Genomic DNA, 15,398 nt, shown 5'->3' on the forward strand with positions numbered 1-15,398 from the left:
AATAAAAGAACGCGATCCTCAATAAGGCTAAAGGGCATCCTTTCCAATCTCATCATCAATTACGGTACAAAGTTAGGCCCGTTTGCTCGGAGGCGGCACATGAGACTACGGCATAAACACTTGCCCGGCGGCTCCGCCCTGCATTTATTCCGTTTCCTCATGGCCTTACTCGCAAAGGGCCTGTGGCGGCACCATAATTCATGTTTAACTTAAATCAAGAAGATTATGGAAACGTCAAAAAATCAATGGAAAGCCGCCGAAGTCAAACTGACCTACCGCAATAAGGTCAAAGCCAGTGAACGGTCTAAAATAGGATCGAGTAAAGATGCCTATAAGCTCCTGTTGAAAAACTGGGATAAAGACCAAATTGAATTTGTGGAAGAGTTTAAAGTGATCCTGTTGAATTCCGCTAACCAGGTCCTGGGAATATTTAATGCGAGCGTTGGTGGAAGAAGCGGGACAATGGCCGATCCAAGGGTGATCTTTGCCGTGGCCCTGAAAACAGCTGCAAACGCCATAATTTTAGCGCATAATCACCCCAGTGGTTCCCTGAAGAAAAGCAAACCGGATAAAAGCCTGACCGATAAGCTGGCTGCAGCCGGAAGTTTTTTGGATATATCCGTACTGGACCACCTGATCATAACCCGGGAAGGATATTATTCCTTTGCCGATAACGGGGAGCTGTAAAGCCCCCTTTTTTATGCTGAGCTTGGCATATACCTTCGGGTGGCAGTGTGAATAAATCGCAGAGGATAATGGCATTTTGAAGCCTCATTCAAAACAATAGCCGTCATGAACAGGTCTGTAACACCCGAAAAACTACAAAAAGTATTGCAAGAAAATGGCCATAAAATCAACTTAGACGAATCAAAGAAAACTTTGGATTTTATGTATAAAATTACTAAATTAGTTGTTTATCAGATATTTAAAGTAGATGAAGATCGCAGACCTTTATATTAGGGTAAGTACAGATGAACAGGCCGACAAAGGATACTCCCAAAGGTACCAGGAAGAGGTGTTGCGGAAGTATTGCGAATTTCAAAATATTCAGGTGGGACGTGTCATCTTTGAAGACTATTCAGCCCGGACGTTTGATCGTCCCGAGTGGCAAAAGCTTCTTGCCCAAATTAGAAAACGGCGCACCAGTACCAACATGATCCTCTTTACCAAGTGGGACCGCTTTAGCCGGAATACCGGCGATGCTTACCTGATGATTTCTACACTTACCAAACTGGGGATCGACATCCAGGCCATCGAACAGCCCCTCGACCTGAGCATACCGGAACAAAAAATGATGCTGGCCTTTTATCTGGCTGCCCCGGAAGTTGAGAATGACCGACGGGCGCTCAACACCTTACAGGGAATGCGGCGGGCAAAAAAGGAAGGGCGATATATGGGGACAGCACCAATTGGATATATCAATACCCGGGATGAATATGGCAATAAGATCATTGCTCAAAAAGAACCCCAGGCGTCCCTGGTGAAATGGGCCTTTGAAAAAATAGCCGAAGATCAGCTGGCCGCTGACCAGATCCGTAAGCTGGTCAACAAAAAAGGACTGTCCATCAGCAGGGGACAATTCTGGTATATGATCAGAAATCCAATCTATTACGGAAAGATCAAAATAAAGGCATTCAAAGAGGAAGAAGAGCACCTGGTGGAAGGTAAGCACGAAGGTATAATTTCTGAAGTCTTGTTCAATGATGTGCAAGACGTCCTGGAAGGACGAAAACGCAAAAAACGCAAACGGACTGTAAAGGTCATTTCCCACGAGAAGTTCCCCCTCCGGGGATTTCTGGTTTGCCATAAATGCGGCAGACCTCTCACCGGAAGTGCCTCCAAAAGCTCGAAGGGCGGGTATTATCATTACTACCATTGCTTGTCTTCCTGTGGCGTAAGGTTCCGAACGGAAGTCGCAAATAAAGCAGTAAGGAAAGAACTATTCAAATATAAAGCCCAGGAAAATATACTCGATATCTATAAAGACTGTATTCGGGATGTTTACTGTGAATTAACTTCCAGTAGTCATAAAACCAAAAAACAGTATATAGAGGAGATTGAAAGACTCGAGAAGATGATATCCAAGGCCAGGAACCTGCTTATCGAAGGAAGTATGGAAGCCGATGACTTTGCCGCAGTAAAGAGAGAGTCACAGGAAAAGATCAAAAAGCTGGAAAATAAGCTGACAACCCTCAATGAACAAAAGTCGAACCATTTACCCAAGTTAAAACAGACCTTACAGTCTGTATGTCAGTTAGTTAACATATATGATACTTTGGAGGTAAAAGAGAAGAGACAGGTAGTGGGTTCGATATTTCCCCAAAAACTGGTGTTTGACGGCCAAAAATGTCGAACCCCGTATGTTAACCAGATTGCCCTTTATATCTACACTGTAAATCAGTCAGTTACAAAAAATAAAAACCGAAAAAAAATTGATTTTTCTCGGTTTTTCAATGAAGTAGCCTCGCTAGGAATCGAACCTAGATCTAAAGTTTAGGAAACTTCTATTCTATCCATTGAACTACGAGGCCATATAGATATTACAAATTTTTTAATTTTTCTTTGCCAATTCCAGACTTCCAGTATTTCTCCCTTTCTCTTGCAATCACTCTGGATTCTGCTGCTTCTTTATAAATTAACTTCCAGGGCACATACCCTTTTGTTGATTTCGTTCTACCTGCATTATGCTCCCTCAATCTCCTTCCAAGATCTCCTGTAAAGCCAATTAAACCCTTCCATCGACCAAGCTTTTAATTGCATAAACTGTATACATAAATTATCACAGTCTTTGAAACTTCCCTGCCTACCGGCAGGCAGGTATTCTATCCATTGAACTACGAGGCCATTTTACAATACGTTTGCAGCTTTGTATAGATGAATTTTCCACCAAAGCAATAAATCAAGGAGAAAGCTCCCTTTTATTTCGAGCCGCAATTTAAAACATATTTTTTCTATTCCGCAAATATTCCTAGCCTAACTTGTTCTTTTCAAGATAAATCCGCTATCTTTGCATTCCAAATTTACGATGGACGGGATCCATCAATTAACTAAATATCAATATACTATGGCAGTAAAAATCAGATTAGCACGTAGAGGTAGAAAAAGAATGGCCATCTACGATGTAGTTGTAGCTGATGCAAGAGCTCCACGTGATGGACGCTTTATCGAAAAAATCGGATCTTATAACCCGAACACTGACCCTGCTTCTATCAACATCAACAATGAGCGCGCTCTACAATGGTTGTTGAATGGTGCACAACCTACAGACACCGTAAAAGCTATGCTTTCTTACAGAGGTGTATTATTGAAAAAACACCTTCAGATTGGTGTTTTGAAAGGTGCTATTTCCCAAGAAGAAGCTGACAAGAAATTTGACGCTTGGAAAGAGCAAAAAGAATCAGCTATCACTGGCAAAATGGACCAATTGGCTAAAGCAAAAGCTGATGCGCGTCAAAAAGCCCTTGATGCTGAAACAGCTAAAAACACAGCTCGTCTAGAGGCGATCAAGAAAAGAGAAGAAGAAGCTAAAGCAGCTGCTGCAGCGGAAGAAGCTGAAGCTTCTGAAGAGGCTCCTGCTGAAGGAGATGCTTCTGAATCTAGCGAAGAAGAAACTCAAGGTTAATTAGGCATTTCTCCATGAACAAAGAAAACTGTTTCCAAATCGGTTACATTGCGAAAGTTCATGGACTCCAAGGAGAAGTAACGGCAGTCCTTGATGTAGATTATCCTGAAGATTACGAAGACATCGAACATGTCTTTTTGGATAAAAACAACAGATTGGCACCATACTTCTTAGAGCATTTTGTCTCTCAGCCAAACGGCAGAGTCTTAGCTAAATTTGAAGGCTACGACGACAAAAATGCTGCAGAAACCCTTGTGGGTTCTGTACTCTACCTTCCGCTCAAAGACCTACCAAAGCTTAATGATGATCAATATTATTATCACGAACTGGTAGGATTTGAAATAGAAGATGAGACCCGAGGAGTAATCGGAAATGTGCAAGTTATATATGACCTTCAAACCCAGTATTTGATCGGGTTAGACTACCAAGGGAAAGAAGTACTGATTCCCATTCAGGATGATGTCATTCTCAAGGTAGACAAGGCAGCAAAAAAAGTTTTCTGCCGTTTGCCGGAAGGCTTACTTGAAATATATTTGGAGGATTAGTCCATGCAGATCGATATTATCACAGTGGTCCCTGGGCTTTTAGAAGGTCCTTTTTCCCATTCTATCTTAAAAAGAGCGGAAGAAAAGGGACTGGCAAAAGTCAATGTCCACAACCTTAGGGATTATGCCACTGATAAACATAAACAGGTTGATGATTATGCTTTTGGCGGTGGTGCCGGAATGGTGATGATGGTAGAACCAGTGGCCAAGTGCATAGAAACACTCAAAAGCCAAACAGACTACGATGAAATCATCTATATGACCCCTGACGGTGAAACACTTGATCAGCAAATGGCCAACTCCCTATCCTTGAAAGGAAACCTTTTGATCCTCTGCGGTCATTATAAGGGGGTGGATGAAAGGATCAGACAAAAATACATCACCAAAGAAATTAGTGTTGGAGATTTTGTCCTTTCAGGAGGAGAACTAGCTGCTGCAATAGTAGCAGATGCTGTGATCCGCCTGATCCCTGGAGTACTCAATGATGAGACCTCTGCCCTTTCAGATTCATTTCAGGATGGACTGCTAGCCCCACCGATCTACACCAGACCAGCAGAATATGATGGTATGAAAGTACCTGAGATTCTTCTCTCTGGACATAATGAAAAGATCGCTAACTGGAGGTTTGAAGAATCGGTTCGCCGTACTAAAGAAAGAAGGCCTGACTTACTGAAAGGTACAGACTTCGAATAAGGCGATTAACGTAAATAATTGATAATTAATTGAATAAAAAAGATAATTGCATACCTTTGCAATTCGAATTTGCGATAAGCACATAAATATAAAGATATGAGCGAACTACTTAAAATTGTAGAAGAGGAATACAAAGACGTAAGAGCTAAGTTCCCTTCTTTCAAGGCAGGAGATACGATCAACGTTCACGTTAGAATTAAAGAGGGTAACAAAGAGCGTATCCAGCAGTTCCAAGGTACCGTAATTCAGAGAAAGAATGTAAACTCCAACGGTGAAACTTTCACTGTAAGAAAAATCTCTAGCGGTATCGGTGTTGAAAGAATCTTCCCTATCCTAGGTCCAAGCATCGAAAAAATCGAACTATTGAGATCTGGTAAAGTAAGAAGAGCTAGACTTTACTACCTAAGAGGTCGTCAAGGAAAGGCTGCAAGAGTAAAAGAAAAAATCCACGTGAAGAAATAATCCTTCATTTGAATAACAAAAGGGATCCATACAGGGATCCCTTTTTGTTTTAACGCTCACTTTTAGACTCTCCGCTCAATTCAAACTCCCTAAGCACCGTCCAGCGGTAATCCTTCTTTTTAAGCAGTGCGACCTTCTTGACCTGCATTTCTCCATAAAAACCTTTCTCTTTAATCCACCCCCAACATTCATCAAAAAACCTGTCCTTTAGATCACTATACACCAAAGTCATATGCGGTGTATAAGCCTTATCACTCAATTCTTCATTCAATTTTAAATCCCTCCTGCAAAACCGCTTAAGTTCTTCCTGCAAAACAGGCAATTCAGGCCCATGACTCACCCTGGCATACATGATCCTCCTCCCAAACCTACCTATGCCCTTAAATACAATTGGAAATGACTGATAGCCGCTAAAAAAGCCAGAAAGCAGCATCGACAACTTCTCCTCTTTTCGCTCATTCCAAACAAAAGGCATTTTCAAAGTCACATGGGCTGGAGACTTTAAGGCATGTTTGGCATTATACATTTCCTTGACCTTTTCTTTAATCTGTACCGCCTCTTCCTGAATCCCTTCATCAGGAACTAGGGCAAGGAAATATTTCTGCATTGATTTAGCCATCACATAAGCAATTTATTAGTGTTCATATTGGCAACTACACCTAATCAATGATTAAAATCATCTTTCAAATTTAACATTTAATCCGCTCAGAATATTAATCCTTACAATTATCCCCAATTGCTTTCTAAGCTGAATTCTATCTATTAAATTGTTACAAATCCATTAATCCTTACTCATGGAAAAACGAAATACCGCTTTAATAGGCTTGGATCTTACCCAGATGGACCAAGTTATACTTGAAAACACCCATAAAGTCATTCAACTTTTAAATCTGGAAAAAATCTATTTTATGCATATAGCGGAAGACTTAGCACTTCCCGAAGATATCGCTAGCACTTATCCTAATTTATTGGCTCCAATCGATGAGAGCATAGAGAAAGAGATCCTGAACAAAGTCAAATCCTTAAATTTACCTACTGAGGTAAAAATAGAAGTGACCGCAGAAGAAGGCCATCCCATAGAAAAATTACTGAGGTGGTCCAAAATCAAAAATATTGATTATATCATAATGGGTCGCAAAAAGGAACTCAAGGGAAGTGGAGCATTACCCAAAAGAATAGCGCAAAAGGCCCCTAATTCCGTACTATTCCTTACCGAAGACATGTCAGACAATGAATTCAAAAAGTTCATCGTTCCCATTGATTTCTCGAAGCATACCGAGGTAGTACTTGAGAAGGTGGAAAAATTCATCAAATCAAATAACAATGCCGCAATCCAGTACTTGCACGTTTATGAAGTGCCCATTGGCTATCACAAAACTGGTAAGACATATGAGGAATTTGCCGAGATAATGCTCAAAAATGCCCAAAAGGAATTTAATGCAATGGTGGAAAAACATAAAATAGAAAAGCATCCATGCGATTTTATTTTAAAAGGGAATCAGTCCAGTGCTGACCATATTATGGACGCTGCATTAAGGCATGAAGCAGACATGGTGGTAATTGGCAGTAGAGGGAGAAGTGACTCGGCTGCAATTTTACTCGGCAGTGTAACGGAAAAACTGGTCCATATCAATTATAAGATCCCCATGCTGGTAATCAAAAAGAAAGGTGAAAACATGAGCTTTATCGAGGCACTACTGAATATCTAAGCCTTTACAAAATAAAAACAGGCCTGATCTCCTTGTCCCTCTTTGTTTAACTGGAGGGATATTTTTTTATACTCATCCAATTGCCCTTTTGAAAAAAGTTTATCCAATTTAGCCTTATGATACGAAATACCCTTTTTACTTAATTCACTACCCCAAAATTGAAAAGGAGTACTATCAAATACAGTTTTTCTCAAAATAAATCCAGCGCTTTCTGCCAGATCCCTTACTGATGATTCACTATGGAGATAAATATGTCTTGGCGCATCCAATTGAACCCAATCTGCACCAAACTTTCTCCAAGCCTCCTTATCGGCCAAAGGAATTCTTATTAGCAGTTGACCTCCTGAATTCAACAATTCAAAAGCCTTATCAAGCACCTTCTCAGGATCCTCCATATGTTCAAAGGAATGATGCATCATAAGACAATCAAACTTTTCATCGATATCGAAAATTGATTTTTTCAGTAATCTTAATTGGCTATTTATCCGCTTACTGTTTGCAATAAATGGATCAATTCCTATTAAGGAAGTGTACCCTGACATAGACCATTCATATAACAGTTGTCCATTACCACAACCAATATCTCCAATTTTACTATTAAAAGGAAGATTAAGCTCTTCAAGCCAATCTCCATAATGATAATGTTTAAGAAAGTTTAGTTTTGTCCATTTAAACAATGTTCCCCTAATGGTCTTAAAATCTTCTTAATGCTATTCGAATAGTTAATTTCACCCAATGAATAATAATTATCAGGATAATATCTAGCTAAATCTTCTGGAATAGTAACAATCTGAATTGATTTACACCTACCACATTCTACGTAATCAAAAATTTCCTGACAGCCAAACATCATCTCCTTCACAGGAAATATTGTATTGCCATCCTTATTTCCACAAAGCCTGCAGGTAGCCTCTTTAACTTCTGCCATACTAATAGACATCCTCTCTGTTAAAGCCAAGCTCACGAATAGTCTTAAAAACGATTTCAAGGTCCATCCAAAGTGTCCAATTTTGGATATAAAAATAATCCAGACGAACCCTCGATCTAATTTGGTATGGCTTAATAATTTCTCCTCTATACCCTTTTACTTGCGCAAGACCTGTTATCCCCGGCTTTATCTTATGACGGGCATTATACTTTTCTATTTGAGTACGGAAATTTTCATTCATTGGAACAGTATGTGGCCTTGGACCTACTATCGACATATCGCCAATAAGCACATTCAGGAATTGGGGCATTTCGTCCAATGATGAACTTCTTAAGAAAGTGCCTATTCGAGTAATCCTTGGGTCATTCTTAACAGCCTGATGAGTATCTGCATAATCATTAGGGGTCATCGACCTAAATTTCAAACATTTAAAAACCCTATTATTCTCCCCATTTCTTTTCTGTATAAAGAAGATGGGACCTTTAGACTCCAGTTTTATCAACAAACCTACTAAAGGAATCATCCAACTAAGGATAAAAACGGTTACAAATAATGAAAAAAGAATATCAAAAGCTCTTTTGCTTACCCTATTCAAGGCACTGTCCAACGGTATAGCATTGATATTGATGACAAAAAAATCACCATACTTGGAAAAAGAGAGTTTCTTTTCCAACTGTAGATTCCCCCCAGGAATTACCTTGACCTTTATATAATGTTCATCAGCATAGTTGATGATCTTTTTCATAGTGGACATCTCTAGTTTTTCATTGATATAAATCAAATCCAAATCCATTTCTTTTACATCCCTGAAAAAATCAGCCAAGCTACCCCTAGTTTCCATACAAGAGCTTATATCGTCATAATAGCCCAGAAAATTGATACCAAAATCTTTTCTATGCTGAAATACTTTCGCCAGTTTGTAACTTGTACCTCCCTTTCCTATAATCACCGCATTTCTATAGTTCCCACCCCTGGAACGATACTGCTTAAGTACTATATGAACTGAAACCCTGTAAACACTCAAAAGAGACAGCATTGCACCTGCATTAACAAGCAGAAACAGCCTGCTCAAATGATAAGCCTGAAAAGCAATCCATAACACGGAAATTATCGAAAAAAACCACAATAAAGAGCCAAATAATTTCTGTAATGTAAAAATATAATCTGTGGTCCTCCCTACTTTATAGTCTTTTCTATATATAATCAATAACAACCAAATCAATATATAAACACCATAAAGTCCGGTATTCATATTATCTACAAAAACGTAACTTGAAACGACCAAGTGAGTCAATATCAATGATAACACCACCACTAATCCATCACCCAAAACAAATAACCAAGGGAAATATTTGTAAAACCGTCTTGCCATAAAAATTTTTCCTACTTATAAATTCCGCAAGGCTAAAGCAATTTAAATACCATTTCTTCTCGTTGTAAAAAATTGCCTATGCTCTTTATTGATCAAATAGTCTTATTTTTCATTAAAGTCTTGTAAAATTATAAAAAAATCTTTTTTAATCAGCATTAAATATCTGTTAAAATAATTTTACATTGTCAGCTTAACATCCCACAAACATGATAACCAAAATAAAATCCTTACTTGCATCCTCAAATCACCCTGAATCCTTAGGAATGAAATTTCGTAAAGCAAGGTTTGAATTATTTAATCAGCTTTTTTGGGACACTTTTAAGAATTACGAGAAAATAAAAATATTGGATTTAGGAGGCACAGAAAACTTTTGGAAAGACCAAAAAATCCTCCAATCGGGAAATGTTGATGTCATTATCCTCAATTTGTCCAAGGAACCCGTTTCGACTCCCCATATCCAAAGCATGGCTGGTGATGCGACCAACTTGTCTGAATTTGAAGATAATTCTATCGATTTGGTCTTTTCTAACTCTGTAATAGAACATCTTTATACTTGGGACAACCAAGTTTTAATGGCCAAAGAAATAAGACGAGTTGGAAAGAAACATTTTGTGCAAACACCCAATAAGTATTTCTTTTTGGAACCTCATTATGCCCTCCCTTATTTTCAATTCTACCCAAAATCCTTGGGCTTTGTCATTCTCACCAAAACCAAATTAAGTCGCTTTAAAAAGTGGGACTCAAAACAAGCACAACAATACATAGATGAAATCAGACTAATTTCTGAAAATGAGATGAGACAATTGTTTCCTACCAGTACTATTCATCACGAAAAGTTCATTGGACTAAATAAATCCTTTTACGCCCATAATCTATAAATCCCCTTTCAGCTAAAGCCTTATAAATCTGAAGTCTTTTTTAATTAACCACTCAACAAAAAAGGGGGAAGTTTTCAGTAAAATAAGAACGAATTCTGATCTTTTTCCGTTAATTTTGCAACAATTTAGATTTAATCTAATTTCATCAATATGAGTACGGCGGATAAAATAGAGCAAGGAAAAATGGCTGTGATCGATAGTATCACCCCTAGTGAATTGACCTTACATTTAATGGAAATGGGGTTTTTACCAGGAAAACGTATTTCCCTTTTACAAAAAGCACCTCTTAAGGACCCTTTGGCTTTCAAATTGGAAAACACAGTCATTGCCCTTAGAAAATCCGAGGCAAGCCTTATCAATGTGAAATTAGAAAATTGATCTTTTATGCCTGAAGTACTAACACCCGCCCCCTCTACCCAGCAATCGACCTTTACGGTTGCACTTATAGGAAACCCAAATGTGGGCAAGACCACCATTTTCAATAGGCTAACCGGACTACGTCAAAAAGTCGGCAATTACCCTGGTGTGACCGTAGACAAGCGATTTGCTCATATAAAACTTGGTCAAAGAGAGGCCACCATTTTGGATCTCCCAGGAACTTACAGCATTTATCCCAATTCAGAGGATGAAGTAATTGTCCATAGGGTCTTGAATGGCTTGGATAAAGAGAACAAACCTGACTTTGTCCTGGCAGTAGTGGACATGTCCAGTATGGAAAGAGGGCTCTTCTTGGTTACCCAAATCATGGATCTCGGCCTGCCTATGGCGGTCGTTCTCAACATGGAAGATGCGGCAGAGGAACAAGGTATAAAAGTGAAAACACATGCCCTTTATCAGGCTTTAGGAGTTCCTATCATCCAGTCAAATGCCAGAAGCAATAAGGGGATCAAGGGTATTTCTGACTTGATTGAACAAAAGATGTTTGAAAAACCCAGCCCTTTTTTAAACATCCAAGAGCTATTACCAAAAGAGCTTTCTTTAGCTATTCAAGAGAAATTCCAACTGGACAACACTTACCAAGCCTATCAGCTGATTCGTTTCCATGAAAATGAACCACTCTTGGATGAAACACAGAGAGAATGGTTGACAAACCAATTAGAGTTATCTGGATTTGATATCAAAAAGACTCAGCTAGAAGAAACCCAGCAGCGCTACAAAGGTATTCAGTCCATTCTGGAAACCGCTTTGCAGAAAACTGACTTGGGAAGAAAACGATTAACAGATAAACTTGACAGTATATTCCTACACAAAATAGGAGGTTACGCCATTTTTACAGGAATCCTATTAGTCATATTTCAAGCAGTATTTGCCTGGTCAGCAGTCCCCATGGATTTGATTGATGGCTTTTTTGCTTCACTCAGCGCTGCCGTTGCCAAACTTCTTCCTGCCGGGGTATTGACCGACCTGATTACGGAAGGAATTATTCCAGGAATTGGTGGAGTGGTCATATTTATACCACAAATCGCACTGCTATTTGCCTTCTTGGGCATTTTAGAAGACACCGGATATATGTCCAGGGTAGTTTTTCTGATGGACAGGATCATGCGTCCTTTTGGTCTGAACGGAAAAAGCGTGGTGCCTTTGATATCTGGCATCGCCTGTGCCATCCCAGGAATCATGGCCACCAGAAATATCGGCAACTGGAAAGATCGTCTGATTACCATTATGGTTACGCCATTGATGAGTTGCTCTGCAAGACTACCTGTTTATGTTATTCTGATAGGAATTGCAGTGCCAGAATCATATATAGGCCCATTTAATATGCAGGCCCTTGCCTTATTGGGCATGTATTTATTGGGAATTGTGGCTGTACTCTTTACTTCATGGATTCTAAAACTCATTCTGAACTTTAAAGAGAAAAGCTATTTAATGGTAGAAATGCCTTTATATAGACTGCCAAGATGGAAGGATGTGCTGATTACAATGTATTCCAAATCCAAGACTTTTGTCTTTGCCGCCGGAAAAGTTATTTTGACCATTTCGGTCATACTTTGGGTACTTGCCTCCTATGGCCCCTCTAGTGCACGGGAAGAAGCCATTGCAAATATTGAGGTACCTGCAAACACTGCTCCCCAAGAAGTTCAAGATGATTACCAAAGTCAATTGGCATCGGCAGAATTGGAATCCTCGTATATAGGAATAATGGGCAAGTTCATAGAACCTACCATTAAACCATTGGGTTATGATTGGAAAATTGGAATAGCCCTAATCACTTCATTTGCAGCAAGAGAGGTATTTGTCTCTACCATTGCCACCCTATATAGCGTAGGAACTGATGTGGAAGATGAATTGACCATACAGCAAAAATTGGAATCAGAAGTCAATCCTCAAACGGGTGAGAAAGTATTTAACTTGGCCACTGCCTTTTCCCTTATCGTATTCTATGCCTTTGCCATGCAATGTATGAGTACCTTGGCAGTAGTTTATAGAGAAACAAAAGGCTGGAAATGGCCTATTATCCAGACAGTTTATATGACTGCACTGGCTTATGTATCTGCTTGGGCTGTTTACCAATTTCTGAGTTGATCATAAAGAAAAAGTTGTGGATTAATAAATTTCTGGCTTTAGGCAATTAGCCTTCAGCCGTAAACAGCAGAAAAAAATGTGGCAGGAAATTATCGTATTTGCATTGTTTATTGGTATCATTGGCTGGAAAATTTATCAATATGCCATACCAAAAAAATCTAATGCCTTAGACTGTGGCTGTGGGAAATGTGATGTAATCAAGGGAGAGTTAAAGAGTTAGAAGAAACTTCTCTCCTTGATTTTCTATTAATTAAGAAGCCATTTACTATCACATTATTTGACCAATTCTATATTATAGCTTCCATTTTCCTCAATAACTTTATAATAGGAAAAATTAAGGTTAATAATTTCTGAGTATTTCAGTATTAAAATGTGTCCAGGAATTTCATAATATTTATGGTCAAAACTAGCTTGAGTTTTATCATCTTTCAAATACCTTCGATGAACCTCCTTTAGGCTAATAGTCTCTAAACCTCCATCCTTCGACAATTCATAGTCAACCAGAATACCATCATAAATGATAGATCCCTCTTCTATTTTTACAACTGCATCTACATAAACAATTTCTATCCTCTCAACAGTATCAACCTCCAAATCAAATGCTGACCTAGGAAAATCGAAAAACTCCCCTTTTAAAATATAATGCCATGAATTTTGAAATCTTAATTGCTTAAACTTTCTATCCCATTTTCTTACCCTAACTAATTTTTGAAAATAATGTCCACTGGCAGCTGCCATTAAGAGCATTGAAAAGTTATAGAAAAAAACCTTGACCGCATGCTGTTCTATATTTTCAATTGAGCTGGGGTTTGGTGAGTTTGATAAAAGATTCGTAAGAATATTCAAATCAACATAAAACCCAAATTCTTTTACCCCAAAATACCATGCTGAATGAAATATTAAACTCGGCAGAAACAAATACTTCGAAAAAATTTTGCTTGAAATTCTCCTTAGAAAACTCCTCAGAATAATAGAATCTTCTAAAAATGATCCCTGGTAAAAGAAGTATAAAAAGTACAAAAGTTGAAAGGGCTAAATTCATTTAAAACATTAAATGTATAACTACTTTTTCAGGAGAGTTTCAGATTGCTGGCTTAATGTAAATGGTTCACTCTTATTATGCCTTTTTGCCCGAATTGCTCTAGCCAATTTTGAGGCATCTGCTGGATTGCTTAGCATTACCTTTACCCTCTTACTTGTTAAAGGAGAGTCAGAATGCTTTACGGAAATATTTCTTTTGGACCATGACATAACTTAAATATAATAGTTCTAAATGTATTCCCAAGTAATCTATTTAATTTATCTGATTATCCGCTATAATGCCAATAATCTTAAATCCTTTTCCCAAGTGGTCGGAATATGAAATCTAAAAACTAAAGTAATTTACATTAGTCAAAACAATTATTTCAATTCACTTTTAACCTTTCCTGATGCAATTTCGGATATTAAGATTAAATCTATTACCCTCTAATCAAAACTACGTAAAGTAACGGCTAATGTTTTAATCTGAATTTACCCTTTTTGTAAACCAAGTCCTGAAATACTGCAATATATTGATCAGTTACATGATCCCAATTGTATTTTTTGGTTAATCCCTGCTGAGAATTTTCCCTTAATTTTTTCATCATTTCAGGATTGGCCTCTGCGCTTTCCACAATTTTTCCTACATCAGTTTTATCCTTCTCGAAATACCAGCCAAATTTTCCATTCTGGAGCATTTCCTGATTAAACCTAGTATCTAGGGCAAGAATTGCGCAACCATAACCTAGGGCCTTTAACATTGCTGGATTGGTTCCACCATATTCATGTCCATGAAAATAGCCATAACAGTTTTGATACAAGGCTGCCAACTCATGTGGATCTTTCACATACCCCGTGAAAAGCAAACGCTCATCTGGAATATCCTTTAGCCTTTCTGCATAGCTGTCCTGATAAGGAACATCTCCCACTACGACTAATCTTCTTCTAGTATTGGATCGGATAAAACCTTCAATGATCAAATCTGCATTATTATCAGGCACCAGTCTTCCTACAATCAGGTAGTAATCCTCTTTCTCCAAATTCCATTTTTCAATTAATTTTGAATCTGCTTTTAAGCCTGGATTGGAACCATAAGCTATCACCTTAGAGGAAGCCTGAAAAAGCTCCTCATAGACCTTTTGCATTTCATCAGAATCATTGATGATCTGATCATAGAATTTGGTAGCCATTTTTGAAGCCCAGTAAAAATACTTGGCTCCTAAACCCTTCCATTTGGGACGAAGCCACTCAAGACCATCCACATTGATGGCGGTAGGTTTTCTGAATAGTTTTGAGATCAAGCCAAATGGCCCGTTTCCACTATTCACCACAAAAATCACATCAGCACTCGAAAAGCAGGCGTGGATCATGGAGAAAAAGGAATGGGTCAATTGGGTAAAGGACTTGGACTCAATGGCCGGCATATAGACCAAATCTATGCCATTGACCTGCTTCGGTCTCTCCTTAAACAAAGAACGATGACAGTAAACCGTTACTTTTACGCCCTTTTTCACCAAACGTTCTCCTAACTCCTTGACCATGGTATCATAGCCCCCATAAACATAGGGATATCCTTTGGCACCAAAAATGGCTACTCTAAGAGGTTTATTACTCATGTATGATCGTTGTTGAATTGTTGGACT

The 15,398-nt window shown here is 38.6% G+C and carries 18 protein-coding genes and 1 tRNA gene; 11 read left to right on the forward strand and 8 right to left on the reverse strand.

Translation table 11 applies throughout. From position 1 onward, the window contains the following. The first annotated feature begins 225 nt into the window (after positions 1-225). The 3 genes from KZP23_RS04860 to KZP23_RS04870 all read left to right on the forward strand — a co-directional run bounded on the left by KZP23_RS04860 (position 226) and on the right by KZP23_RS04870 (position 2,497). A complete protein-coding gene (locus KZP23_RS04860; protein ID WP_226334982.1) occupies positions 226-687 on the forward strand; it encodes a JAB domain-containing protein in 462 nt (153 codons plus the stop codon). A gap of 105 nt (positions 688-792) precedes the next feature. Beyond that, positions 793-960, forward strand: a complete 168-nt coding sequence (locus KZP23_RS04865) for a hypothetical protein (RefSeq protein WP_015265179.1) — start codon at positions 793-795, stop codon at positions 958-960. Next, positions 935-2,497 carry a recombinase family protein gene (locus KZP23_RS04870; protein ID WP_226336483.1) on the forward strand — a complete coding sequence of 521 codons (1,563 nt, stop codon included), beginning with the start codon at positions 935-937 and terminating at the stop codon, positions 2,495-2,497. Before KZP23_RS04865 ends, KZP23_RS04870 begins: the two co-directional genes overlap by 26 nt. Here the strand turns inward: KZP23_RS04870 and KZP23_RS04875 are convergent. Further along, positions 2,460-2,531, reverse strand: a tRNA-Arg gene (locus tag KZP23_RS04875). The two genes, KZP23_RS04870 and KZP23_RS04875, sit on opposite strands and share 38 nt — an antisense overlap. A 9-nt stretch (positions 2,532-2,540) precedes the next feature. Further along, on the reverse strand, positions 2,541-2,696 hold the full coding sequence (locus KZP23_RS04880; RefSeq protein ID WP_262904782.1) for a GIY-YIG nuclease family protein: 156 nt from the start codon (positions 2,694-2,696) through the stop codon (positions 2,541-2,543). A gap of 368 nt (positions 2,697-3,064) precedes the next feature. Here KZP23_RS04880 and KZP23_RS04885 point away from each other — a divergent pair, with 368 nt between their 5' ends. The 4 genes from KZP23_RS04885 to rplS all read left to right on the forward strand — a co-directional run bounded on the left by KZP23_RS04885 (position 3,065) and on the right by rplS (position 5,322). Next, a complete protein-coding gene (locus KZP23_RS04885; RefSeq protein WP_186757010.1) occupies positions 3,065-3,622 on the forward strand; it encodes a 30S ribosomal protein S16 in 558 nt (185 codons plus the stop codon). Positions 3,623-3,636: 14 nt separating this feature from the next. Continuing rightward, entirely contained in the window at positions 3,637-4,167 is a 531-nt protein-coding gene (rimM, locus tag KZP23_RS04890; protein WP_226334983.1) for a ribosome maturation factor RimM, read from the forward strand. Between the two features lie 3 nt (positions 4,168-4,170). Then, a complete protein-coding gene (gene trmD, locus KZP23_RS04895; protein WP_226334984.1) occupies positions 4,171-4,860 on the forward strand; it encodes a tRNA (guanosine(37)-N1)-methyltransferase TrmD in 690 nt (229 codons plus the stop codon). 96 nt (positions 4,861-4,956) lie between these two features. After that, positions 4,957-5,322, forward strand: coding sequence for a 50S ribosomal protein L19 (gene rplS / locus KZP23_RS04900; RefSeq protein ID WP_186757013.1), 366 nt, complete (start codon positions 4,957-4,959; stop codon positions 5,320-5,322). Positions 5,323-5,371: 49 nt separating this feature from the next. On the opposite strand, the gene KZP23_RS04905 is transcribed toward rplS, so the two are convergent. Beyond that, positions 5,372-5,929, reverse strand: a complete 558-nt coding sequence (locus KZP23_RS04905; protein ID WP_226334985.1) for a 2'-5' RNA ligase family protein — start codon at positions 5,927-5,929, stop codon at positions 5,372-5,374. 187 nt (positions 5,930-6,116) lie between these two features. On the opposite strand from KZP23_RS04905, the gene KZP23_RS04910 reads away from it, so the two are divergent. After that, entirely contained in the window at positions 6,117-7,031 is a 915-nt protein-coding gene (locus tag KZP23_RS04910; protein WP_226334986.1) for a universal stress protein, read from the forward strand. On the opposite strand, the gene KZP23_RS04915 is transcribed toward KZP23_RS04910, so the two are convergent. From KZP23_RS04915 to KZP23_RS04925, 3 genes are read right to left on the reverse strand one after another with little or no spacing between them, the layout of a single operon-like run. Next, positions 7,028-7,708, reverse strand: coding sequence for a class I SAM-dependent methyltransferase (locus tag KZP23_RS04915; protein ID WP_226334987.1), 681 nt, complete (start codon positions 7,706-7,708; stop codon positions 7,028-7,030). The two genes, KZP23_RS04910 and KZP23_RS04915, sit on opposite strands and share 4 nt — an antisense overlap. Next, positions 7,687-7,959 (reverse strand): hypothetical protein, encoded by a 273-nt coding sequence (locus KZP23_RS04920; protein WP_226334988.1) that lies wholly within the window; start codon positions 7,957-7,959, stop codon positions 7,687-7,689. The genes KZP23_RS04915 and KZP23_RS04920 overlap by 22 nt, the downstream gene beginning before the upstream one ends. A 1-nt stretch (position 7,960) precedes the next feature. Further along, positions 7,961-9,331 carry an exopolysaccharide biosynthesis polyprenyl glycosylphosphotransferase gene (locus tag KZP23_RS04925; protein ID WP_226334989.1) on the reverse strand — a complete coding sequence of 457 codons (1,371 nt, stop codon included), beginning with the start codon at positions 9,329-9,331 and terminating at the stop codon, positions 7,961-7,963. A gap of 263 nt (positions 9,332-9,594) precedes the next feature. Between KZP23_RS04925 and KZP23_RS04930 the strand changes: the two genes are divergently transcribed. From KZP23_RS04930 to feoB, 3 genes are all read left to right on the forward strand, one after another. Further along, positions 9,595-10,209, forward strand: coding sequence for a methyltransferase domain-containing protein (locus KZP23_RS04930; protein WP_226334990.1), 615 nt, complete (start codon positions 9,595-9,597; stop codon positions 10,207-10,209). A gap of 150 nt (positions 10,210-10,359) precedes the next feature. Next, a complete protein-coding gene (locus tag KZP23_RS04935) occupies positions 10,360-10,587 on the forward strand; it encodes a FeoA family protein (protein ID WP_226334991.1) in 228 nt (75 codons plus the stop codon). Positions 10,588-10,593: 6 nt separating this feature from the next. Beyond that, entirely contained in the window at positions 10,594-12,735 is a 2,142-nt protein-coding gene (gene feoB / locus KZP23_RS04940) for a ferrous iron transport protein B (protein ID WP_226334992.1), read from the forward strand. A gap of 273 nt (positions 12,736-13,008) precedes the next feature. Here feoB and KZP23_RS04945 read toward each other — a convergent pair whose 3' ends face one another. Then, complete coding sequence (locus tag KZP23_RS04945; protein WP_226334993.1) at positions 13,009-13,755, reverse strand: hypothetical protein; 747 nt, start codon at positions 13,753-13,755, stop codon at positions 13,009-13,011. Positions 13,756-14,228: 473 nt separating this feature from the next. Further along, positions 14,229-15,371: a glycosyltransferase gene (locus KZP23_RS04950; RefSeq protein ID WP_226334994.1), complete on the reverse strand. Its 1,143-nt coding sequence runs from the start codon at positions 15,369-15,371 to the stop codon at positions 14,229-14,231. Between the last annotated feature and the right edge of the window lie 27 nt (positions 15,372-15,398).

The sequence above is a fragment of the Echinicola marina genome, assembly GCF_020463795.1.
In the GTDB taxonomy this organism is placed as follows: Bacteria; Bacteroidota; Bacteroidia; order Cytophagales; family Cyclobacteriaceae; genus Echinicola; species Echinicola marina.